This window comes from Mesorhizobium sp. M7A.F.Ca.US.007.01.2.1 (genome assembly GCF_003998165.1).
In the GTDB taxonomy this organism is placed as follows: Bacteria; Pseudomonadota; Alphaproteobacteria; order Rhizobiales; family Rhizobiaceae; genus Mesorhizobium; species Mesorhizobium ciceri.
The window spans coordinates 1-25,798 of record NZ_RZQP01000075.1 but is presented as its reverse complement, the minus strand read 5'-3'; the positions used below and the strand labels follow the sequence as shown (position 1 = coordinate 25,798).

The 25,798-nt window shown below is 63.4% G+C and carries 25 protein-coding genes and 2 pseudogenes; 23 read left to right on the top strand and 4 right to left on the bottom strand.

All coding sequences use genetic code 11. From position 1 onward, the window contains the following. Positions 1–300 (bottom strand): annotated as a pseudogene (locus EN949_RS15865) (biotin/lipoyl-binding protein); the annotation flags it as partial. After that, positions 297–1,436 carry an efflux RND transporter periplasmic adaptor subunit gene (locus EN949_RS15860; RefSeq protein WP_063169983.1) on the bottom strand — a complete coding sequence of 380 codons (1,140 nt, stop codon included), beginning with the start codon at positions 1,434–1,436 and terminating at the stop codon, positions 297–299. The gene EN949_RS15860 and the pseudogene EN949_RS15865, both read right to left, overlap by 4 nt. A 244-nt stretch (positions 1,437–1,680) precedes the next feature. Between EN949_RS15860 and EN949_RS15855 the strand changes: the two genes are divergently transcribed. Next, positions 1,681–2,958 (top strand): 4-aminobutyrate--2-oxoglutarate transaminase, encoded by a 1,278-nt coding sequence (locus tag EN949_RS15855; protein WP_013527918.1) that lies wholly within the window; start codon positions 1,681–1,683, stop codon positions 2,956–2,958. A gap of 30 nt (positions 2,959–2,988) precedes the next feature. Here EN949_RS15855 and EN949_RS15850 read toward each other — a convergent pair whose 3' ends face one another. After that, positions 2,989–4,242, bottom strand: a complete 1,254-nt coding sequence (locus EN949_RS15850) for an FAD-dependent oxidoreductase (RefSeq protein ID WP_063169984.1) — start codon at positions 4,240–4,242, stop codon at positions 2,989–2,991. A 433-nt stretch (positions 4,243–4,675) separates the two neighbouring features. On the opposite strand from EN949_RS15850, the gene EN949_RS15845 reads away from it, so the two are divergent. The 18 genes and pseudogenes from EN949_RS15845 to EN949_RS15760 all read left to right on the top strand — a co-directional run bounded on the left by EN949_RS15845 (position 4,676) and on the right by EN949_RS15760 (position 21,955). Further along, positions 4,676–5,965 (top strand): imelysin family protein, encoded by a 1,290-nt coding sequence (locus tag EN949_RS15845; RefSeq protein ID WP_063170455.1) that lies wholly within the window; start codon positions 4,676–4,678, stop codon positions 5,963–5,965. A 112-nt stretch (positions 5,966–6,077) separates the two neighbouring features. Beyond that, the gene (locus tag EN949_RS15840; protein WP_013527915.1) at positions 6,078–6,389 is read left to right on the top strand and encodes a (2Fe-2S)-binding protein; all 312 of its coding nucleotides are present in this window, start codon (positions 6,078–6,080) and stop codon (positions 6,387–6,389) included. After that, positions 6,355–6,840 carry a bacterioferritin gene (gene bfr, locus EN949_RS15835; RefSeq protein WP_013527914.1) on the top strand — a complete coding sequence of 162 codons (486 nt, stop codon included), beginning with the start codon at positions 6,355–6,357 and terminating at the stop codon, positions 6,838–6,840. The genes EN949_RS15840 and bfr overlap by 35 nt, the downstream gene beginning before the upstream one ends. Positions 6,841–6,852: 12 nt before the next feature. After that, complete coding sequence (locus tag EN949_RS15830) at positions 6,853–8,454, top strand: di-heme oxidoredictase family protein (protein WP_063169985.1); 1,602 nt, start codon at positions 6,853–6,855, stop codon at positions 8,452–8,454. Continuing rightward, entirely contained in the window at positions 8,454–9,533 is a 1,080-nt protein-coding gene (locus tag EN949_RS15825; RefSeq protein WP_127365568.1) for an imelysin family protein, read from the top strand. Before EN949_RS15830 ends, EN949_RS15825 begins: the two co-directional genes overlap by 1 nt. 1 nt (position 9,534) lies before the next feature. Continuing rightward, positions 9,535–10,641, top strand: a complete 1,107-nt coding sequence (locus EN949_RS15820) for a DUF1513 domain-containing protein (protein WP_063169987.1) — start codon at positions 9,535–9,537, stop codon at positions 10,639–10,641. A 95-nt stretch (positions 10,642–10,736) separates the two neighbouring features. Further along, the gene (tsaB, locus tag EN949_RS15815; RefSeq protein ID WP_127366417.1) at positions 10,737–11,414 is read left to right on the top strand and encodes a tRNA (adenosine(37)-N6)-threonylcarbamoyltransferase complex dimerization subunit type 1 TsaB; all 678 of its coding nucleotides are present in this window, start codon (positions 10,737–10,739) and stop codon (positions 11,412–11,414) included. A gap of 83 nt (positions 11,415–11,497) precedes the next feature. After that, positions 11,498–11,992, top strand: a complete 495-nt coding sequence (gene rimI, locus EN949_RS15810) for a ribosomal protein S18-alanine N-acetyltransferase (RefSeq protein WP_024503455.1) — start codon at positions 11,498–11,500, stop codon at positions 11,990–11,992. 21 nt (positions 11,993–12,013) lie between these two features. Continuing rightward, a complete protein-coding gene (locus EN949_RS15805) occupies positions 12,014–12,814 on the top strand; it encodes a 1-acyl-sn-glycerol-3-phosphate acyltransferase (protein WP_063169990.1) in 801 nt (266 codons plus the stop codon). A 113-nt stretch (positions 12,815–12,927) separates the two neighbouring features. Continuing rightward, positions 12,928–14,298, top strand: coding sequence for a tRNA (N6-isopentenyl adenosine(37)-C2)-methylthiotransferase MiaB (gene miaB / locus EN949_RS15800; RefSeq protein WP_244514371.1), 1,371 nt, complete (start codon positions 12,928–12,930; stop codon positions 14,296–14,298). Positions 14,299–14,381: 83 nt separating this feature from the next. Continuing rightward, positions 14,382–15,374, top strand: coding sequence for a PhoH family protein (locus tag EN949_RS15795; protein ID WP_023758127.1), 993 nt, complete (start codon positions 14,382–14,384; stop codon positions 15,372–15,374). A gap of 18 nt (positions 15,375–15,392) precedes the next feature. Continuing rightward, positions 15,393–15,893, top strand: a complete 501-nt coding sequence (gene ybeY, locus EN949_RS15790; RefSeq protein ID WP_013527905.1) for an rRNA maturation RNase YbeY — start codon at positions 15,393–15,395, stop codon at positions 15,891–15,893. A gap of 28 nt (positions 15,894–15,921) precedes the next feature. Then, positions 15,922–17,052, top strand: a complete 1,131-nt coding sequence (locus tag EN949_RS15785) for a hemolysin family protein (RefSeq protein ID WP_063169992.1) — start codon at positions 15,922–15,924, stop codon at positions 17,050–17,052. A 16-nt stretch (positions 17,053–17,068) separates the two neighbouring features. Next, a pseudogene (locus tag EN949_RS15780) lies at positions 17,069–17,539 on the top strand (VOC family protein). 101 nt (positions 17,540–17,640) lie between these two features. Further along, positions 17,641–19,233 carry an apolipoprotein N-acyltransferase gene (gene lnt / locus EN949_RS15775; RefSeq protein WP_063169993.1) on the top strand — a complete coding sequence of 531 codons (1,593 nt, stop codon included), beginning with the start codon at positions 17,641–17,643 and terminating at the stop codon, positions 19,231–19,233. Positions 19,234–19,375: 142 nt separating this feature from the next. Next, positions 19,376–19,795 (top strand): helix-turn-helix domain-containing protein, encoded by a 420-nt coding sequence (locus EN949_RS15770; protein ID WP_013527901.1) that lies wholly within the window; start codon positions 19,376–19,378, stop codon positions 19,793–19,795. A gap of 169 nt (positions 19,796–19,964) precedes the next feature. Beyond that, entirely contained in the window at positions 19,965–21,230 is a 1,266-nt protein-coding gene (gene metK, locus EN949_RS15765; protein WP_024503461.1) for a methionine adenosyltransferase, read from the top strand. A 23-nt stretch (positions 21,231–21,253) separates the two neighbouring features. Continuing rightward, positions 21,254–21,955 carry a tRNA (guanosine(46)-N(7))-methyltransferase TrmB gene (locus EN949_RS15760; protein WP_024503462.1) on the top strand — a complete coding sequence of 234 codons (702 nt, stop codon included), beginning with the start codon at positions 21,254–21,256 and terminating at the stop codon, positions 21,953–21,955. Between the two features lie 66 nt (positions 21,956–22,021). Here the strand turns inward: EN949_RS15760 and EN949_RS15755 are convergent, their stop codons facing one another. Beyond that, on the bottom strand, positions 22,022–22,189 hold the full coding sequence (locus EN949_RS15755; RefSeq protein ID WP_013527898.1) for a hypothetical protein: 168 nt from the start codon (positions 22,187–22,189) through the stop codon (positions 22,022–22,024). 299 nt (positions 22,190–22,488) lie between these two features. Here EN949_RS15755 and rimP point away from each other — a divergent pair, with 299 nt between their 5' ends. The 4 genes from rimP to EN949_RS15735 all read left to right on the top strand — a co-directional run. Beyond that, positions 22,489–23,133: a ribosome maturation factor RimP gene (gene rimP / locus EN949_RS15750; protein WP_013527897.1), complete on the top strand. Its 645-nt coding sequence runs from the start codon at positions 22,489–22,491 to the stop codon at positions 23,131–23,133. A gap of 49 nt (positions 23,134–23,182) precedes the next feature. Continuing rightward, positions 23,183–24,778 carry a transcription termination factor NusA gene (gene nusA / locus EN949_RS15745; protein WP_013527896.1) on the top strand — a complete coding sequence of 532 codons (1,596 nt, stop codon included), beginning with the start codon at positions 23,183–23,185 and terminating at the stop codon, positions 24,776–24,778. Between the two features lie 38 nt (positions 24,779–24,816). Then, positions 24,817–25,467, top strand: a complete 651-nt coding sequence (locus EN949_RS15740; protein WP_024503463.1) for an RNA-binding protein — start codon at positions 24,817–24,819, stop codon at positions 25,465–25,467. Then, a partial coding sequence (locus EN949_RS15735; protein ID WP_206534951.1) for a translation initiation factor IF-2 associated domain-containing protein occupies positions 25,464–25,798 on the top strand: 335 nt, incomplete at its 3' end. The genes EN949_RS15740 and EN949_RS15735, both read left to right, overlap by 4 nt.

Genomic DNA, 25,798 nt, shown 5'->3' with positions numbered 1-25,798 from the left:
CGCCTGGAGCGACAACTCCAGCGCGGTCGGATCGAGTGCCGCTATCGTCGTGCCCTTGCTGACGATGTCGCCGACCTGGACGTCGCGCGAGACGACCCGGCCAAGCAGACGGAAGGCCAGATCGGCGCTGACCTGCGGTTCGACGGATCCGGCAAAACCGAAGACTTGCGTGGTGCGCGGCTCGATCACCATCGACAGCACCGGCCGGATGATCTCGGGCGGCTTTTCCTCCGACCTGGAGCAGGATGCCAGCGCGCCGAGCATGAGCACGCCGAGCAGGATGCGCGGCGTCCGGCTCATTGGCCCGCTCCCGATATCTCGATCGTCTGTCCAGGGCTGAGCAGCTGTCCTCCAGCGGTGACGACGCTCTGGCCTTCGTCCAGTCCCCTGGCGATCACGACCGTGCCCGAATTGAACGCCAGCACTTCGACCGGCGCCATCGTCACCGCCTTGGTCGAGGGATCGACGATCCAGACCGCCGGCTTGCCGCCGCTGGACGTCAGCGCCTGCCAGGGCAGCAGGATCGCCTTCGCCGGCTTGGCGCTTACCGAGCCGATGACGGCTGCTCCCAGCGGCATGCCGGCGGGCGTGTCGGGAATGGCGACCTTGACCCGGATCGAGCCCGAAGCCGGGTCGACCGCAGGCGAGATTTCGCGGACCTTGCCCGTTGCCCTGACCTGCGGATCGGACAACAGCGTGATCGTCACCGCAGGCGATGCCGGTGTCTTGGCGATCAGCGTCTCCTGCACGTTGAACACCGCGTCGCGGTCGCCGTCCTCGGCGACGGTGAAGACGGTTTGCGCGGCTTGCACCACTTGGCCGGTTTCGACTTGGCGGGCGGTGATCACGCCGGCGGCACCGGCCTTGAGCTCGGTGAAGGACAGGTTTTGCTGGGCGTTGGAGAAAGCGCTCTGCGCGGCTTCGACGCTGCCTTGTGCCACCTTCAGGGCCTGGTCCGCGGCGTCATAGTCGCGCCTGGTGGTGAAGCCCTGCGCCAGCAGCGTTTTCTGCCGCTCGAAGGCGGCAACGGACTGGGTCAGTTGCGCCTTGGCTGCATCAAGATCGGCCTGCGCCGAGCGCAGGTCGGATTCCTGCTCCTGCGGGTCGATGCGGGCGAGCACCGTGCCTTGATCGACATGCTGGCCGACATCGACAAACCGTTCGGCGACGCGACCGCCGACCCGGAACGACAGATTGTTCAGCGTACGCGCCGCGATCACCCCGGTCAGCGAAGTCCTTGGCGCATAGTCGGCCATCGCCACCGTTTCGGTGCGCACCATGATCTGCAGTTTCTTGTCCGCCGCTTCCTGCTTCTGACAGCCGGCCAGAAGCAGCGCCGCCGTGCAGGCGAAAAGCGCCGGGGCGGCTGGAAAAGACAAAAGACCGGGAGCTTTGACCGATGGCTGCGAGACGGGCGAAGTCACGTTCCTGCTCATGGGCTCTCCCGACCGCGGGCCGCTCGCTGATCGCGGTGCCTCGCGGCCATCCAGAGGATAGTCGATCCCCGGGAAAAGGAAACCGGTCTCGTACGTGTATCGCCCGACTGGCTAAGCGCCGGGATCTGCCCACCGCAGGCCCAATCGCCTGCCGGTGGTGCCGACTTGAGGAAAACGTGAAATAAGGTCAGAAGACATCTCAACGGCATCAAACAGGACGGGCGCCGGCCCGGTGAGGGATACGATGAAGAATTCAGCCATTTCCGAACGCAAGAACCAATCGATTTCCCGCGGCGTCGGCATGACCACGCAGATTTATGCCGACCGGGCTGAGAATTCGGAAATCTGGGATGTCGAGGGGCGTCGCTATATCGATTTCTCGTCGGGCATCGCCGTCGTCAACACCGGGCATCGCCATCCCAGGGTGATCGAGGCGGTCAAGGCACAGCTCGACCGCTTCACCCACACCTGCCACCAGGTGGTGCCCTATGAGAGCTATGTGCGCCTGGCCGAACGGCTGAACGGCATGCTGCCCGGCAAGTTCGAGAAGAAGACGATCTTCGTCACCACCGGGGCCGAGGCTGTCGAGAACGCCATCAAGATCGCCCGCAATGCCACCGGCCGTCAGGCGGTCATTGCCTTCGCCGGCGGCTTCCATGGCCGCACCTTCATGGGCATGGCGCTGACCGGCAAGGTCGTGCCTTACAAGGTCGGCTTCGGCGCCATGCCGGGCGATGTCTACCATGCGCCGTTTCCTGTGCCGCTGCACGGTGTCTCGGTCGCCGACTCGCTGGCGGCGCTCGACCGGTTGTTCAAGGCCGATGTGGATCCGGCGCGCGTCGCCGCCATCATCATCGAGCCGGTTCAGGGCGAGGGCGGCTTCTACGACGCGCCGCGGGATTTCCTGGTTGCGCTGCGCAAGCTTTGCGACCAGCACGGCATGCTGCTGATCGCCGACGAAGTGCAGACCGGCTTTGCCCGCACCGGCAAGATGTTTGCTATGGATCACCATGAGGTGGCCGCCGACATCACCACCATGGCCAAGAGCCTGGCCGGCGGCTTTCCTCTGGCGGCGGTCACCGGCCGCGCCGAAATCATGGATGCGCCCGGCCCCGGCGGGCTCGGCGGCACCTATGGCGGCAGTCCGATCGGCGTTGCCGCGGCGCACGCCGTGCTCGACGTGATCGAGGATGAAAAGCTGTGCGACCGCGCCAATACGCTGGGCGCAAGGCTGAAACAGCGGCTGCAGTCGATCCGCGACGACGTGCCCGAGATCGTCGACATCAGAGGTCTCGGCTTCATGAACGCGGTCGAGTTCAACGACGTCAAGAAGGGCCTGCCCTCAGCCGAGATCGCCAATGCGATCCGGTTGAAGGCGCTCGACAAGGGCCTGATCCTGTTGACCTGCGGCGTCTACGGCAACGTCATCCGCTTCCTGGCGCCGATCACCATCCAGGACGAAGTCATGAACGAAGCACTCGACATTCTGGAAAGCTCGATCCGCGAAGTCTGCGCCGCCTGATCAGTAAGGTGCCGCGCCTGAGGGACGGAATTATCCCGCCGCTCTGGCGGGCTCATTCTCGAGGAAAGCAGCCAGTGCCGCTTTCAGCCCCTCGGGGCCAGCGGCCACCGTCTGCGGCGTCGGCGAGAAGCCGGCGCCCAACATCTTGCGGCCAAGCATATGGTCGCCCGGACGGTTGACCGATTCGATGCCGAGCAGCCGGTCGCCGGCATAGTGGTAGATCGAGAATTTGTTGTCGGGAAGGCCGCCCAGCACGACATGGCTGTCGCCGCCGGCGGTCAGGCCGACCATCTGCAGCTTCATGTCGCCGATGTCGGACCAGAACCATGGCACCGCAGAATAGGCGTCGGCATGGCCTGATATCGTGCGCGCGGCAAGCCGCGCCTGGTCGGTGGCATTCTGCACCGATTCCAGCCGCACGTCGCCGCCGGTGAACCAGTGACGGTAAGAGGCAGCATCGCCAATAGCGAGAATCTCCGGCACCGAAGTCCGCATCTGGTGATCGACGCGGATGCCGTTGGCGATGCCGAGGCCAGCTTCCTGTGCCAGTTCGACATTCGGCACGGCACCAATGCCGACAATGACCATGCGCGCCGGCAGTCTTTCGCCTGACGAGGTGATCGCGGCCACGACATGACCGTTTTCGCCTTCGAGCCCGGCGATCGAGGTGCCGGTGAGGATGCGCACGCCCGTCGCTTCCAGCCGTTGCCGGACGTGGCTCGCCACCACCGGCGCCACGGCGCGGCCGAGCAGCCGGTCCACCGCCTCGACCACTGTCACCGTGCGGCCGGCGGCCCTCAACGTGGCTGCGATCTCCAGCCCGATGAAACCGCCGCCGAGGATGACGACTTCGTCGGTTTGCGCGCTGAGGTCGCGAATCAGCCGCGCATCGGCCAGCGAGCGCAGCGACAGCACCCCGGACAGATCGGCACCGGGCAGCGGCAGCGTGCGCGGGCGCGAGCCTGTCGCCAGGATCAGGTGGTCGAAGGCAAGCGCACCACCGCCGGCAATATCCAAACTGCGGCGTCCGGCATCGATGCGATCGATCCTGACGCCAGGCCGGTAGTCGATGGCGCTGCCGGTGTAAAAGGCCTCGCCGCGCAAGGGTTGTGGCTTGGCCTCGGCATCCTTGATGAAGGTCTTCGACAGCGGCGGCTTGTGGTAGGGCAGTTCGTCCTCATCTCCGACGAGGATTACCGGTCCGTCATAACCGTCCTCGCGCAGACTTGCGGCCGCTTGCACGCCCGCATGACCCGCGCCGACAATGACCACACCGTTCTTCATCGCACTCAATCCCGATTCTACCCTAGGATGTTCCGCCAGATGGCAATTGTCTGGCACCGCTGCAAGCGAGCTTTTGCGGGTCGCATCCGGGATGGCGGCTGTCAATCGCACAGTTCAGCGGCAAGACCGGTGCAGGAAAATGCATAAAGTTGACAGTCGCAGTTTAGAATAATTCTAAACTGTTGTTTCGATTGACTTTTCTTGCGGATTGTCATTGACATCCGACGGTGTCGCAGCTTTATGGAAGCTCGCGCGTCAGCGCATCCCTTTAATGTCTGGGCCTTGAACCCTTTCGATTGGAGGCATTTTGGTGTCTTTCTTCCGCGAACCGCGCGATGGCGCGGCATCTCTTGCGCCCAATGGCCCGCAGATGGCCTGGCGCCGGTTGCTGCGCGCGCCGTTTACAGAATTTCCGAGAAACTGGAGAGTGATCATGACAGCACGATATGGCAGCAGGCTTGCGGCGATCGGCGCCACTGCCCTGCTGACGGCGGCGGTATTCGTGTTGCCGGCAAAGGCGGAAACCGATGTAAAGGCGGTCATCAAGACCTATTCCGACATCGCGCTCGCGAAATACGAAGATTCGCTGACCACCGCGCAGGCGCTCGACAAGGCGGTCGACGCGCTGCTCGCCACGCCATCGGTGGAAACCCTCAACGCTGCCCGTGACGCCTGGAAGGCATCGCGCGTTCCCTACCAGCAGACCGAAGTCTACCGCTTCGGCAACAAGATCGTCGACGACTGGGAAGGCAAGGTGAATTCCTGGCCGCTGGATGAAGGCTTGATCGACTATGTCGCCAAGAGCTACGGCACCGAATCGGACGCGAACGCGCTCTACACGGCCAATGTGATCGCCAACAAGGAGATCGAGATCAACGGCAAGAAGGTCGATGCATCGAAGCTTTCGCCGGAATTCCTCTCCGGCACGCTGCAGGGAGCCGGCGGCATCGAGGCCAATGTCGCCACCGGCTATCACGCCATCGAATTCCTGCTCTGGGGCCAGGACCTGCATGGCACCGGCCCGGGTGCCGGCGAGCGCCCCGACACCGACTACGACCTCAAGAACTGCACCGGCGGTAATTGCGACCGCCGCGCCGAGTATCTGAAATCGGCCAGCGACCTTCTGGTTTCGGATCTTCAGGAGATGGTCGGCAACTGGAAGGAAGACGGCGCCGCCCGCAAGGCTCTTGTCGATGGCGAGCCGAACACGGCGATCTCGACGATCTTCACCGGCATGGGCTCGCTGTCCTACGGCGAACTGGCCGGCGAGCGCATGAAGCTCGGCCTACTGCTGCATGATCCGGAAGAGGAGCACGATTGCTTCTCCGACAACACCTACAATTCGCATCTCTACGACGCCATCGGCATTCGCGCGGCCTATCATGCGAGCTACACGCGTCTCGACGGCACCATCGTTTCGGGTCCTTCGGTGGCCGATATGGTGAAGGCGGCCGACCCGGCGATCGACAAGGAACTGTCTGACAAGCTCGATGTTTCGGTCGCCAAGATGGAGGCGATCAAGGCGCGTGCACTGGCCGGCGAGGCCTATGACCAGCAGATCGCCGAGGGCAACATTGAGGGCAATGCCACCGTCCAGGCGGCGATCGATGCGCTGATCGATCAGACCAAGTCGATTGAGCGCGCCGTCGGCTCCCTGAAGCTCAGCACCATCGCCTTCGAAGGGTCCGACAGCCTCGACGCGCCGGACAAGGTGTTCAAGTAAGGGGTAAACGACGGAGACTGACCCGGAGCCGGACAACCGGCTTTGGAACGGCCTCCGCCAGAAGATCAAGCCACACGGCGCGGGAGACGCCGTCAGCCAGCCGAGCAAGCCAATGCTGATTTGTCATTGCAACATCATCACCGAGAAGGAGATCGAGCAGACGATCGTCGGGCTGCTGGACCAGGATCCCTGGCAGTTGATCGTGCCGGCGAAGATCTATCATGCAATGCAAAAGCGCGGTCGCTGTTGCGGCTGCTTCCCAAATGTGGTGGAAACGATCATTCGGGTCACCGAAAACTACCACGCCCGCTCGGAGGCGAGCGGCGTGGATGTCGTTTCACACCTGGATCGCGTCAGAGGCCTGCGCATCCAATACGGGAGCAGAATTCATGAAAGGCGATCCGCAGATCATCGAGCGGCTTAACGAGGCCCTTTTTCTGGAGCTTGGGGCCGTCAATCAGTACTGGGTGCATTTCCGTCTGCTTGAGGACTGGGGATACGCGAAGCTGGCAAAGAAGGAGCGGGCGGAATCGATCGAGGAGATGCACCATGCCGACAAGCTCGTCGCCCGCATCATCTTCCTCGAAGGCCATCCGAACCTGCAGTCCGTGGCGCCGCTGCGCATCGGGCAGAACGTCAAGGAAGTGCTCGAATCCGACCTTGCCGGAGAATATGACGCACGTACCGCCTACAAGCGTTCGCGCGAAATCTGCAACGACGCCGGCGACTACGTGACGATGAAGCTGTTCGAGGAATTGCTGGCCGACGAGGAGGGTCACATCGACTTTCTTGAGACGCAGCTCGACCTGCTTGCCTCGATCGGCGAGGAGAAATACGGCCAGCTCAACGCCGCATCGGCAGACGAGGCGGAGTAAGGGCATGCGGGAATGCGGCGCCTGCTAGAATTCGTGCGCCGCTCGCGGCGGGCCAATGGCTCGCCGCCCCCTGAGAAGACGCCAGCCGGATTGGCGCGTCGGCGCTGTGTCATGCTCGTGTTGGCGCTTACCTCTTCGGCGATGGCGGGTGATCTTCAGCCGGCCGGCTTCGCTACCACGCGCACCGACCTCAATGCGAAGGATCAGGCGCGCGCCATCGCCGTCACCAGGCCGACCACGGATTTTTCCAGGCCAGAGCCGTTCGAACTGATGCAAGGTGGCGCCGGCACGTCCCGAAAGGACGTCAGCCGCGATTCCTTCTCGCAATCCTCGGCCAACCTCACCTTCGAGGAACAGGGCGACTTCAAGCTTGGCAATGCCCTTTTCCGCAAGAACTGGGTCTCGTCGCCATCCTCGACGCAGGCGTCGGACGGGCTCGGCCCGCTGTTCAACGAACGTGCCTGCCAGAACTGTCATCTGAAGGACGGCCGCGGCCGCCCGCCGCAAGGCGACGCCGGCACCACGTCGATGTTCCTGCGGCTGGCCCGCGACGCCAGCAGCGTGGAAGAGAAGGCGGCGCTTGCCGACCATGAGGTGCTCAACTTCCCCGACCCGGTCTACGGCAGGCAATTGCAGGAGCTCGCCGTACCCGGCCTGCCCGGTGAAGGCAGGATGCATATCGACTATCAGGAACGTAAGGTAGAGCTGACGGACGGCGCTGTGATCTCCTTGCGCAAGCCGAGCTATTCGGTTGACGGCCTTGGCTACGGGCCGCTTGACCCACGCACCACACTGTCGCCGCGCCTGACCCCGCCGATGATCGGCCTGGGCCTGATCGAACAGATCGCGCCGTCTGATATTCTCGCCCAAGCCGATCCGGACGACAGGGACGGCGACGGCATTTCCGGCAGGCCGAACATCGTGCGCGATAGCCTGAACGGGGAACTGACGCTCGGCCGCTTCGGCTGGAAGGCGCAGACCGCGTCGATCCGCCAGCAGGCGGCGGATGCCTTTGCCGGCGACATCGGCATCTCGACGCTCGAAGAGCCGAGGCATTGGGGCGATTGCACTGCTGCGGAGGCAAAATGCCTCGCCATGCCGAACGGCGTGCAGCAGCGTCTTGGCCCGGTCGAGGCGCCGCCGCCGGTGATGGATCTCGTCACCTTCTATTCGCAGAACCTGGCCGTGCCGTCGCGCCGGGACCTCGACCGGCCGGACGTGCTCGCGGGCAAAAAGACATTCTACGAGATCGGCTGCATTGCCTGCCATACGCCGAAATTCGTCACGCGCCGCGATACGCCCAATAAGGCGCAGGCCTTCCAGTTGATCTGGCCCTATTCCGACTTCCTGCTGCACGACATGGGGCCTGATCTGGCCGATGGCCAGGCCGTGGGCGATGCGACGGGCAATGAGTGGCGCACGCCGCCGCTGTGGGGCATCGGCCTGACCGAGACAGTCAACGGCAATTCCTTCTTTCTGCATGACGGGCGCGCGCGCAGCCTGGCTGAGGCGATCCTGTGGCATGGCGGCGAGGCGCAGAAAGCGCGCGACCGTTTTGCCGCCGCTAACGCGACCGAGCGTGACGCATTGCTCAAATTCCTGGAGTCACTGTGATGTTCAAGCGTTCTGCATTGTTTTTCGCTCTTCCGCTGGCCCTGCTGGGCGTTGTCCCTGCGTCGGCGGCGGTCAAAGCCTCCGACATCATCCAGCGGGCGATCGATGGCTTCGTCCGCCCGGCCTATGCCGGCCTGCACGAGCATGCGGAAGCCTTGACCGGATCCATGCGCAAGCTGTGCGTCACGCCCTCGCAAGGAGAGCTCGATGCCGCACGCGCCGAATTCTCCGCCACCGTCTATGCCTGGTCGTCAGCCGAAATCATCGGCTTCGGGCCGATCAAGGAGAACAACCGGCTGGAACGCATGCTGTTCTGGCCGGATCGCAAGAGCATTGGCCTGAAGCAGGTGCAGGCGGCGCTGTCGGCGAAGGATCCAACCGCCACAGATCCGGCACAGCTGGCCGGCAAGAGCGTCGCCATGCAGGGGCTGGGCGCGCTGGAGTTCGTGCTTTACGGCGACGGCGCCGATGCACTGGCCGGCAAGGATGATTCCTACCGCTGCGCCTATGGCACTGCTGTTGCCGGCAACATCGAAACCATGGCCGGCGAGGTCAGCGCCGCCTGGAACAAACCGGACGGCTTTGCAGCGCTTTGGGCCAATCCGGGGCCGCAGAACCCGCTCTACCGCGACGGCAATGAAGCGGTGACCGAACTGGTCGGCGTCTTCATCAACGAGCTGGAAATGGTGCGTGACGTGCGCCTGAAAGGGTTTTTCGGCGGCAAGCCGGACGCGGACAAGCCGAAACAAGCGATCTATTGGCGCTCGCAAAACACCACCGCGTCACTGGCCGGCAATCTCTCCGGCATCGATACGCTGTTCCAGGCCTCGAAACTTGGCGACGCCCTGCCGGCCGATGCGCGCTGGATGGCCGAAGCGATCCACATCCAATTGGTCAACGATGTCGCCACCGCCAAGGCCGTCAGCGGTCCAATCGACAAGGCGCTTGCCGATCCGGCATTGCGCGACAAGCTCGATCATTTCGCGCTGATCACCTCCAGCCTGTCGACCCTGATCGGGACCAGGTTGACCGCTGAATTCGGCCTGACCGCAGGCTTCTCCTCGCTGGATGGGGACTGAATTGAAAACCCCGCTGATAGATCGCCGCGATTTCCTGAGAGCTGCAGGCGTTGGCTTCATGGCCGCGATGGCGCCATCGGCCTGGGCAACGACGCTTTCGACCGACGCCGTCTTCGCCACCGCTTTCGTCAAACGCGACGGCAGCTTTGGCGCTGCCGTCCTGTCCGAGGCCGGCAAAGTCCTGCATGCGATCGATCTGCCCGATCGCGGCCACGATGTCACCTTCGATCCCATATCGAAACGCTCGGTGGTCTTCGCGCGGCAACCCGGCACCTTTGCCGTGGTTTTCGACCATTCGGGCCGTGATGCGCCGCTGACCATCGCCAGCATCGCCGGCCGGCATTTCTTCGGCCATGGCGTGTTTTCGGCCGACGGTGCGCTGCTCTATGCCACCGAAAACGACTTCGACAACGCCGCCGGCGTCGTCGGCGTCTACGATGCGCGGGCGAAATTCAGCCGTGTCGGCGAGTTCCCGACCTATGGAATGGGTCCGCACGAGCTTCTGCTCCTGGGCGATGGCAGGACGATTGCGGTAGCAAATGGCGGCATCGAGACCCATCCGGATTACGGCCGCGCCGAGCTCAACATTGCGACCATGAAGCCGTCCTACGTGCTGATAGACCGCGTCACCGGCGACCTCATCGAGAAGCACGAATTGCCGGCCGCACTGCATCAGCTGTCGATCCGCCACATGGACACCGATCCGTCCGGCACGGTCTGGTTCGGCTGCCAGTACAGGGGCCCGGGCACCGATCGTCCGCTGCTGGTCGGCCGCGCGGTGCGCGGCAAGGAATTGCAACTGCTCGACATGCCGCAGGACGTTTTGTCCGGCTTCCGCAACTACATAGGCTCGGTCGCCGCCAATCCGGCTGCCGGCACGGTCGCGGTCTCCTCGCCGGAAGGCAACTCGCTTGTCGTGCTCGATGCGGCCAGCGGACGGGTCGTCGCGAACAGCGCGCTGGTCGAGGTCTGCGGCGTGGCTCCCGATGGAACCGGCTTCATGGCCACCACCGGCGCTGGCGAGATCGTCGAGGGCAGTGGTGCGACACGCTCCGAACCGGACTATGTCTGGGACAACCACATGCTGCGCATCGAGCAGGCCGCATAGGCCACAAGCGAAGCCGCTTAACGAATTATGCACTATCCCCTTGCGGTGGCGGGCCGTGGCGGGCACAGGGAATTGTCTTTCGAACCGGTTGCTTCATGAAATTGCTTGCCATCGACTGTGCCGCCAACCTCTGCGCCGCTAGCGTCTATGACGCGACGGCGAAGCGGGAGCTCGGCCGCTCGGTGCTCGATCTCGGCAAGGGCCATGCCGAGCAGCTGATGGCGGTCATCGCCGAAGCGCTGGAGGCAGGCGCAACCGACTATGCAGGTCTTGGCGCCATTGCCGTGTCTGTCGGCCCCGGTTCCTTCACCGGTCTGCGGGTCGGCGTCTCGACCGCGCGTGGCCTGGCGCTGGCGCTGAAGATACCGGCAATCGGAGTGACGACACTGGAGGCGCTGGCTGCCGAAGCAGCGACGGCATTTCCCGGTCGCGCCGTGCTGGCGGCGCTGGATGCCGGCCGTGAGGAGATCCACGCGGCTTTTTACGACGAAAGGTTAGTCTTGACTTACGGTCCGGCCGTGGCCACGCTGGCCGACGTGGTGGCAATGGCGAAGGCAACGTCTCTGGTGCTTGCCGGCACCGCTGCAGCGCTCATCAGCGCATCGGCCGGGCGCGAATTCGATGTCGGCCCTCGGACGGCCACCGCCGACATTGTCACCTACGCCCGCCTGGCTGCCGCCAAGGGCGCGGGCGAACGGCCGAAACCACTCTACCTGCGCGGCGCCGACGCCAAGCCGCAGGCCGGGTTCATTCTTTCAAGGACCAGACCATGATCCCGAAAAGTGGAAGCCGGTTTTCACGGACAACGGTTCCCGTTTGTCCAGAGATCATGGTCAAACAAGAAAACAAAGATTAGATGCGCATACCTTTTCTCCAACCACGCCGCCGGGACTATGCGCTCGAGCCGCTGAGGATCGCCGACAGTCCGGCGGTCTCGCTGCTGCATCGCGAGGACTTTGTCCGCCCCTGGACCGATGGCGAATTTGCCGCCTTGCTCGAACAGGACACCGTGTTCGGCTATGCCGCGCGCGAAACCGGACAGGGCTCCAAGCCGCCCGTCGGCTTCGTGCTGGCGCGGCTTGCGGCAGGCGAGGGCGAGATCCTGACCGTCGCGGTGGCGCGATCGCATCGCCGGCAGGGGTTGGGCTGGCAATTGATGGACGCGGTGTTGCGCGAACTGCACGCGCAGCGCGCCGAAGCGCTGTTCCTCGAGGTCGACGAGACTAATGTCGCGGCGATCGCGCTTTATCGCCGGCTGGGCTTCCGCGAGGTCGGCAAGCGGCCGAATTACTACAGGTCGGCCGAACACGGACCGACCGGCGCGCTTGTCATGCGCCGCGATCTTCGCTAGCGAGACGGCCGGGATGGGGCGATGATCAAGAAAATCAGGATTTTCCTGGCGCTGGGCCTCGTTGTCGCCGGTTCGCTGGTCCTCGTGCCGTTACAGATACTGTCGATGAAGACCGGCTGGTGGCCGGAAACCTTCATCCTCAAGATCTGGCACAGGCTGATCATCAGGGCGCTCGGCATGCGCATCCATGTCAAGGGGACGCTGTCCGACAAGCGCCCGCTGCTGGTTGCGTCCAATCACATCTCCTGGACCGACATCATGGTGCTCGGCTCTTTTGCCGACGTAAAATTCATCGCCAGGGCTGATATGGAAGGCTGGCCGCTGATCGGCATGCTTTCGAAGCTGCAGCGTACCGTGTTCATCGAGCGCGAGCGCAAGCGTTCGTCGGGCGACCAGGCAAGCGAGATTGCCAGCCGCATGGCCAAGGGCGATGCGATGGTGCTGTTTGCCGAGGGCTCGACCGGCGACGGCAATATGGTCCTGCCGTTCAAGAGCACGCTGTTCGGCGCCGCCTCGATGGCGATTTCGGAAGGCGCGGCGGAACAGGTGTTCATCCAGCCGGTGGCGATCGCCTATACGCGTCTGCACGGCGTGCCGCTCGGCCGCCGGCATCGCCCGCTTGCCGCCTGGATCGGCGATGAGGATTTGATGCCGCATCTCAAGGTATTGCTGGCGGAGGGCGCGCTCGACGTCGAGGTGCATTTCGGCGAGGCAATCGCCTTTTCCAAGGGTTCGAACCGCAAGGAGACGTCGAAACTGATGGAAAGCCAGGTGCGTGAGATGATGCAGGCGGCGCTTGCCGACCCGCGGCCGAGCCGCTAGCCCCGGCATGCCCTTGCTGGCGCGGGCCGAGAATCGTCTGTTTTTTGTCACGGAAAGGCGTTAGAAGCCGCCTTATGGACTTGAACACGATAGAAAGCGACGACATCGGCACTATGGCTGGACAGCCGGCAGTGCTTTCCACGGCAGCGAAAAAAGTCTTCATCAAGACCTATGGCTGCCAGATGAACGTCTATGATTCGCAGCGTATGGCCGATGCGCTGGCTGCCGACGGCTATTCCGCGACCGATGCCATTGGCGAGGCGGACCTGGTGCTGCTGAACACCTGTCATATCAGGGAGAAGGCGGCCGAAAAGGTCTATTCCGAGCTCGGCCGTATCCGCGACATGAAAGCCGAGCGTGCCCTGGCCGGCCGCGAGATGCTGGTCGGCGTCGCCGGCTGCGTGGCGCAGGCCGAAGGCGCCGAGATCATCCGCCGTTCGCCGGCCGTCGACCTGGTCATCGGCCCGCAGACTTATCACCGGCTCCCCGACGTGCTGGCGCGGGTGCGCGGCGGCGAAAAGATCGTCGAGACCGACTACGCCATCGAGGACAAGTTCGAGCATCTGCCGCAGTCCAAGCGCGCCGAGGTCATCAAGCGCGGCGTCACCGCCTTCCTCACCGTGCAGGAAGGCTGCGACAAGTTCTGCACCTTCTGCGTCGTGCCCTATACCAGAGGCTCCGAAGTTTCCCGGCCGGTGGCGCAGATTGTCGCGGAGGCTGAGCGCCTGGCTGAAGCCGGGGTGCGCGAAGTGACGCTGCTTGGCCAGAACGTCAATGCCTGGCATGGCCAGGGCGAGAACGGCCACGAGTGGGGCCTTGGCCGCCTGCTGTTCAGGCTGGCCGAAATCCCCGGGCTGGCGCGTCTGCGCTACACCACCAGCCACCCGCGCGACATGGATGACGAGTTGATAGCGGCCCATCGCGATCTGCCGGCGTTGATGCCCTATCTGCATCTGCCGGTGCAATCGGGCTCCGACCGCATCCTCAAGGCGATGAATCGCCGGCACACGGCGAGGGATTATCTGGCGCTGCTCGACCGTATCCGCACTGCCCGGCCTGACATCGCGCTTTCCGGCGACTTCATCGTCGGCTTTCCCGGCGAGACAGAAGCGGATTTCGAGGCGACCATGGAGCTGGTGCGTCAGGTGAATTACGCCTCGGCCTTCTCCTTCAAATATTCGCCGCGCCCCGGCACGCCAGGCGCCGAAATGGCCGATCATGTGCCGGAAACGGTCAAGGACGAGCGCCTGCAGCGGCTGCAGGCTCTGCTTGTGAAGCAGCAGCAGGACTTCGGCTTGAGCCTCATCGGCAGCACCATCGACACGCTGATCGAGAAGCCCGGCCGCCAGGCCGGCCAGAAGGTAGGCCGCTCACCTTGGCTGCAGCCGGTTATTGTTGATGAAAAGGCCGGCGAAATCGGTGACATTATCCAGGTGCGAATCACGAAGACGGGCTACAACAGCCTGTTCGCCGAATTGGCCTGAGGGTCTCGGCAGATGAGGAGAGACGGTTGAGCGCAGCAGAGCTGAAGAACCTGCCCCCGGTACCGGCATCTGGGGCTTCTGACATGGCGCACATCGTTCTGACTTTCGACAACAACAAGCTTGCCAGCGCCCTCTATGGTCAGTTCGACGAAAACCTCGCCCGGCTCGAGCAGAAGCTTGGCGTCGACATCCGCTCACGCGGCAACCAGCTGACCATCAAAGGGTCCGCTTCTGCCGCCGAGCAGGCGCGCCGCGCCCTGGACAATCTTTACGGCATTCTCCAGAAAGGCGTCGATATCGGCCAGTCCGACGTTGACGGCGCCGTGCGCATGGCGATTGCCGCCGACGATCAGTTGACCCTGCCAACGCTGGAACGCAAGGGCAAGGTCTCCGCCGCCCAGATCGCCACCCGCAAGAAGACGATCTATGCCCGTTCGCTCAACCAGGACGCCTACATGCGGGCGCTTGAACGGTCGGAACTGGTGTTCGGCATCGGCCCGGCCGGCACCGGCAAGACCTACCTGGCGGTGGCGCACGCGGCGATGCTGCTCGAGCGCGGCATGGTCGAGCGCATCATTCTCTCGCGGCCGGCGGTCGAGGCCGGCGAGCGGCTGGGCTTCCTGCCCGGCGACATGAAGGAGAAGGTCGATCCCTATCTGCGGCCGCTCTATGACGCGCTCTACGACATGATGCCGGCCGACAAGGTCGAGCGCGCCATTGCCGCCGAAGTGATCGAAATCGCGCCGCTTGCCTTCATGCGCGGCCGCACGCTGGCGCATGCCGCCGTTATCCTCGACGAGGCGCAGAACACCACGCCGATGCAGATGAAGATGTTCCTGACGCGTCTGGGCGAAAACTCGCGCATGATCGTCACCGGCGATCCGACCCAGATCGACCTTCCCTCGAACACCAAATCGGGTCTGGTCGAAGCCTTGCGGGTGCTGGACGGCGTGGCGGGCGCGGTCACCGTGCGCTTCAACGACGGCGACGTGGTTCGCCATCCGCTGGTGGCGGAAATCGTCAGGGCCTACGACCGGGACGCCAAGCTGGCGCGTGGCCTCGGCGCCGAGAATTGATGTTGGCGATGCGGCTTCATGCCTGAGGACATAATATCCGGCGACGGGAATATTCCCGTCGACATCGACATAGCGGTTGAGGCGGGCAACTGGCCCGACGAGGCAAGCCTGACGCGGCTGGTCGATCGGGCCGTTAAGGCGGCTTTTGCCGAAACCGGCGTGGCGGGCCGTTCCGAACTCAGTCTCGTTTTTTCCGACGACGCCCATATCCAGGTTCTCAACGCCGGCTGGCGCGGCAAGGACAAACCGACCAACGTCTTGTCTTTCCCGGCTTTTCCGTTTGCGCAGGGCGGTCCGTTGCCGCCGATGCTGGGCGACATCGTGCTGGCCGCCGAAACGGTCGCCCATGAAGCGGTACTGGAAGACAAGCCTGTCGAGAACCATATCACCCATCTCGTCATCCACGGCCTGCTGCATCTGCTGGGCTACGATCACGAGACCGAGGCCGAGGCCGAGGCGATGGAAGCCGTCGAACGCGCGGCGCTTGCAAGGCTTGCCATTCCCGACCCCTACGCGTAACTACATCTGACCAATTGACCGGACGACGATGAACGACAAACCAGAGACTGCCGCCCGCCCCGACGCCGGCAGTGCAACCAAGGCTTCCGATACGTCGGAAGAGGGATCAAGTCCGAGTACCGTTGCCTCTGGTGCTAGCAGTACCTCTGCTGCTGCCGGCACCTCTGGTGCTGCCAGCATCGGCAGCGCTGCCAGCGAGACATCGCCTGCCGGTCCCTCCCTGTTCGACCGCGTTCTTGGCCTGTTCAGGCAACGCAACGGAACCAGCCTGCGGGAGGAAATCGCCGGCGCGCTTGCCGAGACAACGAGCGATGCCGGCGCCTTCTCGCCCGGCGAACGCGCCATGCTCAACAACATCCTGCGGCTGCGCGAAGTGCGCGTCGAGGACGTCATGGTACCGCGCGCCGACATTCAAGGGGTCGAAATCACGACGACGCTCGGCGATCTGCTGGGCACCTTCGAGCAATCCGGCCATTCCCGCATGCCGGTCTATTCAGAGACCCTCGATGATCCGCGCGGCATGGTCCATATCCGTGATGTGCTGGCCCACATCACCAAGATCGCGCGCGTCAAGAAGGGCCGCTCGACCAGGAAAGCACCCGTCGCCACGGTTCTCGATCTCGCCCAGGTCGATCTCGCACGCACCATTGGCGACCTCAATCTGATCCGCCCGGTGCTGTTCGTGCCGCCGTCGATGCTCGCCTCCGACCTGATGGCTCGCATGCAGACGACGCGCACGCAAATGGCGCTGGTCATCGATGAATATGGCGGCACCGACGGCCTTGCCTCGCTGGAAGACATCGTCGAGATGGTGGTCGGCGACATCGAGGACGAGCATGACGACGACGAGCCAATGATCACCCAGAGCGGCGACGGCGTGTTCATCGTCGATGGCAAGGCCGAGATCGACGACGTCGCCAAGATGATCGGCGGGGATTTCGCCGCCGGTGAACATGGCGAATATGTCGACACCATCGGCGGCATGATTTTCAACACGCTTGGCCGTGTTCCGGCCCGCGGCGAGGTGGTGCAGGCCATACCCGGTTTCGAATTTCACGTCCTCGACGCTGATCCGCGCCGCGTCAAGCGCGTGCGCATCGTGCAGAGCCAGAAGGGTGAGCGTCGCCGGCGTGCCACGGCGCGCACCGAACAGGCGTGAGCGTTTCGCTCGCACGATGACTATCGACGACCCGTTCAAGCATCCAAGTCTGGGCTCTGGTGTTTTCTACAAGGATCCGCATGCCGCGCTGGACTGGCTCGAGGCGGCTTTCGGCTTCGAGCGCAGCATGGTGGTCAGCGATGCCGAGGGAAAGCTCATCCATGCAGAGATGCGGTTCGGCGACAGCTACATCATCGTCGATTCCGAATGGAGCGATTACGTCGCCAGCCCGGCTTCGCTCTCGGGCAAGAACACGCAGTCGATCTATGTCAGGCTGAAGGGTGGCCTGGATGCGCATTGCGAGCAGGCGCGGGCGCTCGACGCTGATATAATCCAGGAGCCGGCGGATCAGTTCTAGGGTGAGCGCCAGTATCGTGCACGCGACCCCGAGGGCCATGTCTGGACCTTCACGCAGACCATCCGTTCGGTTCAGCGCGAGGAGGCCGAGCGGCTGGGGGGCGTTCAAATCGAGGGTTGGCACCGGTAGGCAGGGCCGGAGCTGTGCATCTCAGCTAGCCCATGCGCCGTTTGGAGCGCGGAGCGCAGCCTGTTAAATCTTGTGTCCTGATTCGCGACTCGGAAGTATGCATGGAGCGCCTCACCGGCCGGATAATTCTGCTTTGGGGTTGGCGGCGTGCGCTCGTGGCGTTTCTCGCAGGCGCCCTCGCGGTGCTTGGGCAGGCGCCTTACGACTTCTTCGCCGCCTGTTTCGTCTCGTTCCCGCTGCTGGTCTGGCTGCTCGACGGCGCCACCGGCGAAGCTTCAGGCAGTCTGTTCCGGCGTCTGCGGCCGGCTTTCGCCGTCGGTTGGTGGTTCGGTTTCGGCTATTTCCTCGCCGGCCTCTGGTGGATCGGCTCGGCGCTGCTGGTCGAGGCCGACAGCTTTGCCTGGGCGCTTCCCTTCGCGGTGGTCGGCATTCCTTTCATGCTCGCCTTTTTCTACGGCTTTGCGGCAATCGTTGCCCGGCTGCTGTGGAGCAACGACATTGGCCGCATCGCCGCCCTTGCCTTCGGCTTCGGCCTGGCGGAATGGCTGCGCGATTTCCTGTTCACCGGTTTTCCCTGGAATGCCGTCGGCTACGCGGCCATGCCCGTGCCGCTGCTGATGCAGAGCGTCTCGGTGACGGGCATGATCGGCATGAACGCGCTCGCGGTGTTCGTCTTCGCACTGCCGGCACTGCTGGCGGCACGTCGGCACCTGCGCCTCGGCGCGGCACTGTTTGTCGTGCTCGTCGCTGCCCATGTCGGCTTCGGCTATATCAGGCTTGCCGCTCCCGAATCGCCAGCTTCACGCAGCCTGGATGTCCGCATTGTCCAGCCGGCCGTGGACCTGTCGGAAAAATGGGATGCCTCGGTGCGCGACCGCATCTTCGCGGTCCTGATGGGGCTCTCGGGCAAGGCGCCGGATCCAGGCCATCAAAAGCCGCAACTGATCCTGTGGCCCGAAACCTCGGTGCCGTTCCTCTTCACCGAGCGTCCGGACGCATTGACGGCGCTGGGGGATATGCTCGGACCCGGCCAGATGCTGATTGCCGGCGTCGTCCGCGAGGAAGGCGGCTCGGCCGCAAATGCCGACAGCCGCTACTACAACTCCGTGGTGGCGATCGACGACAAGGGTGAAATCACGGACGCCGTCGACAAGGTTCACCTGGTGCCGTTCGGCGAATACCTGCCTTTCGCCGATCTGCTCCAGCGTTTCGGCATCGAGCAACTGGTTGCCGGGCCGATGAGTTTCGCGGCCGGCAATGAGCGGCACGCCATCACGCTACCCGACGGCATCCGTGCGCTGCCATTTATCTGTTATGAGGTGATCTTTCCCGATCTTGTGGCAGTTGACGCTGCGTCAGCGCAGCTTATTGTGAACGTTACCAATGATGCGTGGTTCGGCGACACGCCGGGTCCGTATCAGCATTTCAGGCAGGCCCAGATCCGTGCGGTGGAAAATGGATTGCCATTGGTGCGTGCCGCCAACAACGGCATCTCGGCCGTCGTCGATCCGCGCGGGCGCATCGTCGATGCGCTTGCTATCGACGCGCGCGGCGCCATCGATGCCCACATACCGATTTCCGGACAGGCGCTCATATCTCCCGGCCAACGGCGCATTAACGGAATGCTGATCATGTTGCTGTTTGCCGTTGGGGCAGCGCTGTTGAACGTAAGGCAAAGGCTACGGGTGAATTGACAGCCAACACATTAGAAACTCATACTGTAAGTGCCTGAAAATTTCTCGAAGCCGGTGGATCGTTCTGTTGGGGCAGTTGCCTCCGGCTTTGTTTGGGCAGGAAAAAAAATAGAGAAAGCCGAAAAAATTCGGCGAGGAAAAAATGACAGAAGATAACAAGAAGAAACCGAATCCGATCGACATCCATGTTGGCAGTCGCATTCGGCTTCGCCGCAACATGCTTGGAATGAGCCAGGAAAAGCTGGGAGAAAACCTCGGCATCACATTTCAACAGATTCAGAAATATGAAAAGGGCACCAACCGCGTCGGCGCCAGCCGTCTGCAGGCGATCGCGTCCATACTCGGCGTGCCTGTCGCTTTCTTTTTTGAGGATGCGCCCGGCCAGGAGCCTGTGGCGGGCCGTGGATTTGCCGAGGACGCTTCGATGGCTTTCGCTGTCGAATTCTGCGGCAGCCCTGAAGGCCTTCAGCTCAACCGGGCCTTTGTCAAGATCGCCGACGCCAAGGTGCGCCGCAGGATCATAGACCTGGTCAAGTCCCTCTCCGCCGACGATCCCGACTGATCCTCAATCACGCCAGGACCGGCGGCGCCCCGCCGCCGGTGGCACAAGATAACGGCATCGACATTCATGCCAGAGCCGAAGCACCGCTTGACGAGCGGCGCTTCGCCCCGCTAACACGTGGCGCGCCAAAATCGGCAGCCTGCCGATCGTTTTTCAAGAGGGGACACCCGTGACGCGGCAGAACTACTTCTTTACCTCGGAATCCGTTGCCGAGGGCCATCCTGACAAAGTCTGTGACCGGATTTCCGACGAGATCGTCGATCTGGTCTATCGCGAAGCCAAGAAGACCGGCATGGACCCGTGGAAAGTCCGTGTCGCCTGCGAGACGCTGGCCACCACCAACCGTGTCGTCATCGCCGGCGAAGTGCGCGTCCCGGAAACGCTGCTGAAGAAGGACAAGGCAGGCAACATCCTCAAGGATGCCGCCGGCCATCCGGTCGTCAATCCGGCCAAGTTCAAATCGGTCGCCCGCAAGGCGATCCGCGAAATCGGCTACGAGCAGGCCGGCTTCCACTGGAAAACGGCGAAGATCGAGGTTCTGCTGCACGGCCAGTCGCCTGACATCGGCCAGGGCGTCGACAACGCTGCCGACCGTCAGGGCGAAGAGGGTGCCGGCGACCAGGGCATCATGTTCGGTTATGCCTGCCGCGAGACGCCGGATTTGATGCCGGCGCCGATCTACTACAGCCACAAGATCCTCGAACTGCTGGCTGCTGCCCGTCACGAAGGCAGCGGTGAAGCCGGCAGGCTCGGGCCGGATGCCAAGAGCCAGGTCACCGTTCGCTATGTCGATGGCAAGGCCGCCGAGGCGACGCAGATCGTGCTGTCCACGCAGCATCTCGATGCGAGCTGGGATTCAAAGAAGGTCCGCAAGGTCGTCGAACCCTATATCCGCGAGGCGCTGGGCGACCTCAAGATCGCCGACGATTGCATGTGGTACATCAATCCGACCGGCAAGTTCGTCATCGGCGGGCCGGACGGCGACGCCGGCCTGACCGGCCGCAAGATCATCGTCGACACCTACGGTGGTGCCGCACCCCATGGCGGCGGCGCTTTCTCCGGCAAGGACACCACCAAGGTGGATCGTTCGGCAGCCTATGCGGCGCGCTACCTGGCCAAGAACGTGGTGGCGGCGAAACTCGCCGACCGCTGCACCATCCAGCTTTCCTACGCCATCGGCGTCGCCCAGCCGCTGTCGGTCTATGTCGACTTGCATGGTACCGGCAAGGTCGACGAGGCAAAGCTCGAGGACGCGCTGCGCACGGTGATGGATCTGTCGCCGTCGGGCATCCGCCGTCACCTCGATCTCAACAAACCGATCTACGCCAAGACGTCGTCCTACGGCCATTTCGGCCGCAAGGCCGGCCGTGATGGGTCTTTCTCCTGGGAAAAGACCGATCTCGCCAAGGCGCTCAAGGACGCGGTCGCCGCCTGACAGCGGCGCCGCGAAGTCCCGCCATGGATCCGAAGGACAGACCAAGCCGCGCGACCGAAGCCTTTTTCGGTCGCCGGCGCGGCAAGACCATGCGTCCGCAACAGGCGGCCGCGCTGGAAAGCGGCTTCGGTGTATATCGGCTCGATCTGGCGGCCGAGCCGCCGGCCGATCTGCAAACTCTGTTTCAGACCGATGTCAGCGCGGTTCGCCTCGAGATTGGCTTCGGCGGTGGCGAACATCTCCTGCACCGCGCGACCGAGGCGCCTTCGATCGGCTTTATCGGCGTCGAGCCCTTCGTCAACGGCATGGCCAAGATGATGATGGCGGTGCGCGAGAAACCGCTCGCCAATCTGCGGGTTTATGACGACGACGCCACAAGGCTGCTCGACTGGCTGCCGCAGGCCTCGCTCGGCGGCCTCGATCTGCTCTATCCCGACCCCTGGCCGAAGAAGAAACACTGGAAGCGACGTTTCGTAAGCCCGGTCAATCTCGAGCGGTTCGCGCGCGTGCTGAAGCCTGGTTCAAAATTCCGCTTCGCCTCCGACATCGACACTTATGTCAACTGGACCTTGCTGCATTGCCGCGCGCATGGCGCGTTCGCATGGCAGGCTTGCGAGGCGGCGGACTGGCACCGGCCCTATGATGGTTGGCCGGGCACCCGTTACGAGGCCAAGGCCATTCGTGAGGGCCGGCGGCCGGCCTATCTTACCTTCATTCGGAAATAAGCTCGCGGTCTTAGAGCAATTCCAGGAAAAGTGTGAAACGGTTTTCCGTCCGGAATTGCGTCAAAGCTAAAAGCGGCGGCCGATGCGATCGAAGGCGGCCGGCTCGACGCCGAGGTTGCGCAGGTCGTCGGCGCGCGGCCTGCGACCGGCTTCCACGGCCCGTGAAGCGGCCACGGCGCTGCCGAATACGGTGAAGAAGTCGCCTATTGCAGAAAATATCTTGCGATTGCTCATGATCATGTCCTTTCGCGCACGTGTGGCGCACGGCCACCTTTGTGCAGCGCAGCGTAAGTAGGTGCGTTTCAGCGCCAATCCCATGGGGGCCGCCGCATGGGCGCCATGCGCTCCATGCAACGCTGGCGGGGGCCACCTCGATGGCAGCGTTGCCCGACCAGCATAGCGGGCTTGAAACACAGGCCGCGATCGTCTATATCAGCCTCAAATTCTTGGTCGGTATGACGAAGAGTGGGTCCACCCGGTCCCGCTCTTTTTTATTACCTGCCGATAACTTGGTAGAGAACGACAGGGCTTCAATGACTGCAACGGCAAGCGAGGGCGACGATCGCATCATCCGCGAAAGCGGCATCGATGCGCGCATCGCGCTGATCGTCCAGCCGGTTCTGCGCGGCATCGGCTTCCGTCTCGTGCGGGTGCATCTGTCGGGCCAGAACGGGCTGACGCTGCAGATCATGGCCGAACGCGAGGACGGCACCATGACCGTCGAGGATTGCGAAGAGGTCAGCCGCGCGGTGTCGCCGGCGCTCGATGTCGATGATCCGATCGAAAAGGCCTACCATCTTGAAGTCTCGTCGCCCGGCATCGACCGGCCGCTGGTCCGCAAATCGGATTTCACGACCTGGACGGGTCATCTGGTGAAAATGGAAACATCGATCGTCGTCGCCGACCGCAAGCGCTTCAAGGGCAAGATCGCCGAAGCCGGCGAAGACGATGTGCTGATCGAGCGCGACAAGGCAGCCTATGGCGAGGAGCCGACGGTGCGCGTCCCCTATGACGCGATTGCCGATGTGCGCCTGATCCTGACCGACGATCTCATCCGCGATGCCCTGTCGAAGGACAACAGGGCGCGCAAGGAAGCCAAGAAGCGCCGTGGCGAACCGGACGACGACGAGTCGGGTGCGGAAGCGGACGCCACGGAAGAACACGAACAGGAACTATGATTGAGCTGCCGGGCGCAAAGGTCCGGCAAACAAGCTCGGGAGAAAAACGATGGTTGTAAGCGCCAACAGACTTGAATTGCTGCAGATCGCCGACGCGGTCGCGCGTGAAAAGTCGATCGACAAGTCGATCGTCATCGCCGCCATGGCCGATGCGATCCAGAAGGCGGCGCGCTCGCGTTACGGTCAGGAGACCAACATCCGCGCCGACATCAACCCGAACACCGGTGAGATGAAGCTGCAGCGGCTGATGGAAGTGGTCGAGAAGGTCGATGACTATGCCACGCAGATCGCCATTTCCTCGGCTCGCGAGCGCAATCCCGACGCCCAGCTCGGCGACTTCATCGCCGAACAGCTGCCGCCCATGGATTTCGGCCGCATCGCCGCCCAGTCGGCCAAGCAGGTCATCGTCCAGAAGGTCCGCGAGGCCGAACGCGACCGCCAGTATGACGAGTACAAGGACCGCATCGGCGAGATCGTCAACGGTACCGTCAAGCGCGTCGAATACGGCAATGTCATCGTCGATCTCGGCCGCGGCGAAGCGATCATCCGTCGCGATGAGCTGATCCCGCGCGAGAACTACAAATATGGCGACCGCGTCCGCGCCTATGTCTACGATGTGCGCCGCGAGCAGCGCGGCCCGCAGATCTTCCTGTCGCGCACCCATCCGCAGTTCATGGCCAAGCTGTTCACCATGGAAGTGCCGGAAATCTATGACGGCATCATCGAGATCAAGTCGGTCGCCCGCGACCCAGGTTCGCGCGCCAAGATCGCCGTCATCTCGCGGGACTCTTCGATCGATCCGGTCGGCGCCTGCGTCGGCATGCGCGGCAGCCGCGTCCAGGCCGTCGTCGGCGAATTGCAGGGTGAGAAGATCGACATCATTCCGTGGTCGCCTTCTGCGGCGTCCTTCATCGTCAATGCGCTGCAGCCGGCGGAAGTCGCCAAGGTCGTGCTCGACGAGGATGCCGAACGCATCGAAGTCGTGGTTCCCGACGACCAGCTGTCGCTGGCCATCGGTCGCCGCGGCCAGAACGTGCGTCTGGCTTCGCAGCTGACCGGCTGGGATATCGATATCCTGACCGAAGCCGAAGAATCCGAGCGCCGCCAGAAGGAATTCGTCGAGCGTTCGTCGCTGTTCATGGAAGCCCTCGACGTCGACGAGATGGTCGGCCAGGTGCTGGCCTCCGAAGGCTTCACCAGCGTTGAGGAAGTCGCTTATGTCGATTCCGGCGAGATCGCCTCTATCGATGGTTTCGACGAGGACACAGCTTCGGAGATACAGACCCGCGCCCGCGAATATCTGGAGAAGATCGAGGCCGAGCACGACGACAAGCGCAAGGCGCTCGGCGTTTCGGACGAATTGCGCGAAATCCCCGGCGTCACCACCGCCATGATGGTGACGCTTGGCGAGGATGGCGTGAAGACGATCGAGGATTTCGCCGGCTATGCCGCCGACGACCTGACCGGCTGGAAGGAACGCAAGGACGGCGAGACAAAAGTCTATCCGGGCGTGCTGGCCAATCATGGCGTGACCCGCGCAGACGCCGAACAGATGGTTCTGGCCGCCCGCCTCAAGGCCGGCTGGATCACCGAAGACGAGCTTGCAGCCGAAGAAGTCTCGGCTGACGAAGCCGTTGGTGCGTGAGGTGAAACCGCATCGCACCGAACCCGCCCTTGGACGAGATGAACGATCGCACCTGCATCGTTACGCGCAAACAAGCCGAACCGGATGATCTGATCCGGTTCGTCGTCGGCCCGGATTCGGCCGTCGTTCCCGACATCAAGAGAAATCTGCCCGGCCGCGGTTGCTGGGTGAGTGCCGACCGCCTACATATCGACAAGGCTGCGGCGAAAAACCTCTTTGCCCGCGCCTTCAAGGCACAGGTGGTCGTGCCGCCCGATCTTGGCGGCATGGTCGACGGGCTGCTTTCCAGGCACGCTCTGGGCATGCTTGGTCTTGCCCGCAAGGCAGGCGCAATTTCGCTTGGTGCTACCAAGGTCGAGAGCGCGGTGCGCGGCGGATTGGCGCTTTTCGTGCTGCATGCTTCCGAGGCGTCCGATGACGGCGTGCGCAAGATCAGCCAGGCGCGACGGGCGACGGTCCATCTTGGTGGGCCCGCTATCCTTGCCTACAAACTTTTCTCCGAGGCCGAGTTGAGCTTGGCATTGGGGGGTACAAATGTGATACATGCTGCCGTTCTCGCGGGAGACGCGGGCAGGGCGGTCCAGAAGCGCATGGTTGCGCTCGACCGGTATCGGGGCGGTTCCCCGGACGATCTGGCAATGCTTGCGGCTGTTGCTGACGAAGATGATGCCGCAGAGGATATGGAATGAGCGATACGAAATCGGGTGACGACAATACGCTGAGTGTGACGCCGAAGAAGACCTTGACGCTGAAGCGCCCCGGTATGGAACAGGGCACTGTGCGCCAGAACTTCTCGCACGGCCGCACCAAGCAGGTCGTCGTCGAAACCAAGAAGCGCAAGTTCTCGATGCCCGGCGACAAGCCGGAGCCTGTTGCCGCCCCCGTCTTCACACCGAAGCCGGCGGTCGTGGCCGCACCCGTCGTCGTGCCGGAAGCACCGAAGGCGCCGCCACCCCCGCCGCCCCCGGCCCCGGTCGAGCGCAGCGGCATGGTGCTGAACGAACTGTCGCGCAGTGAAAT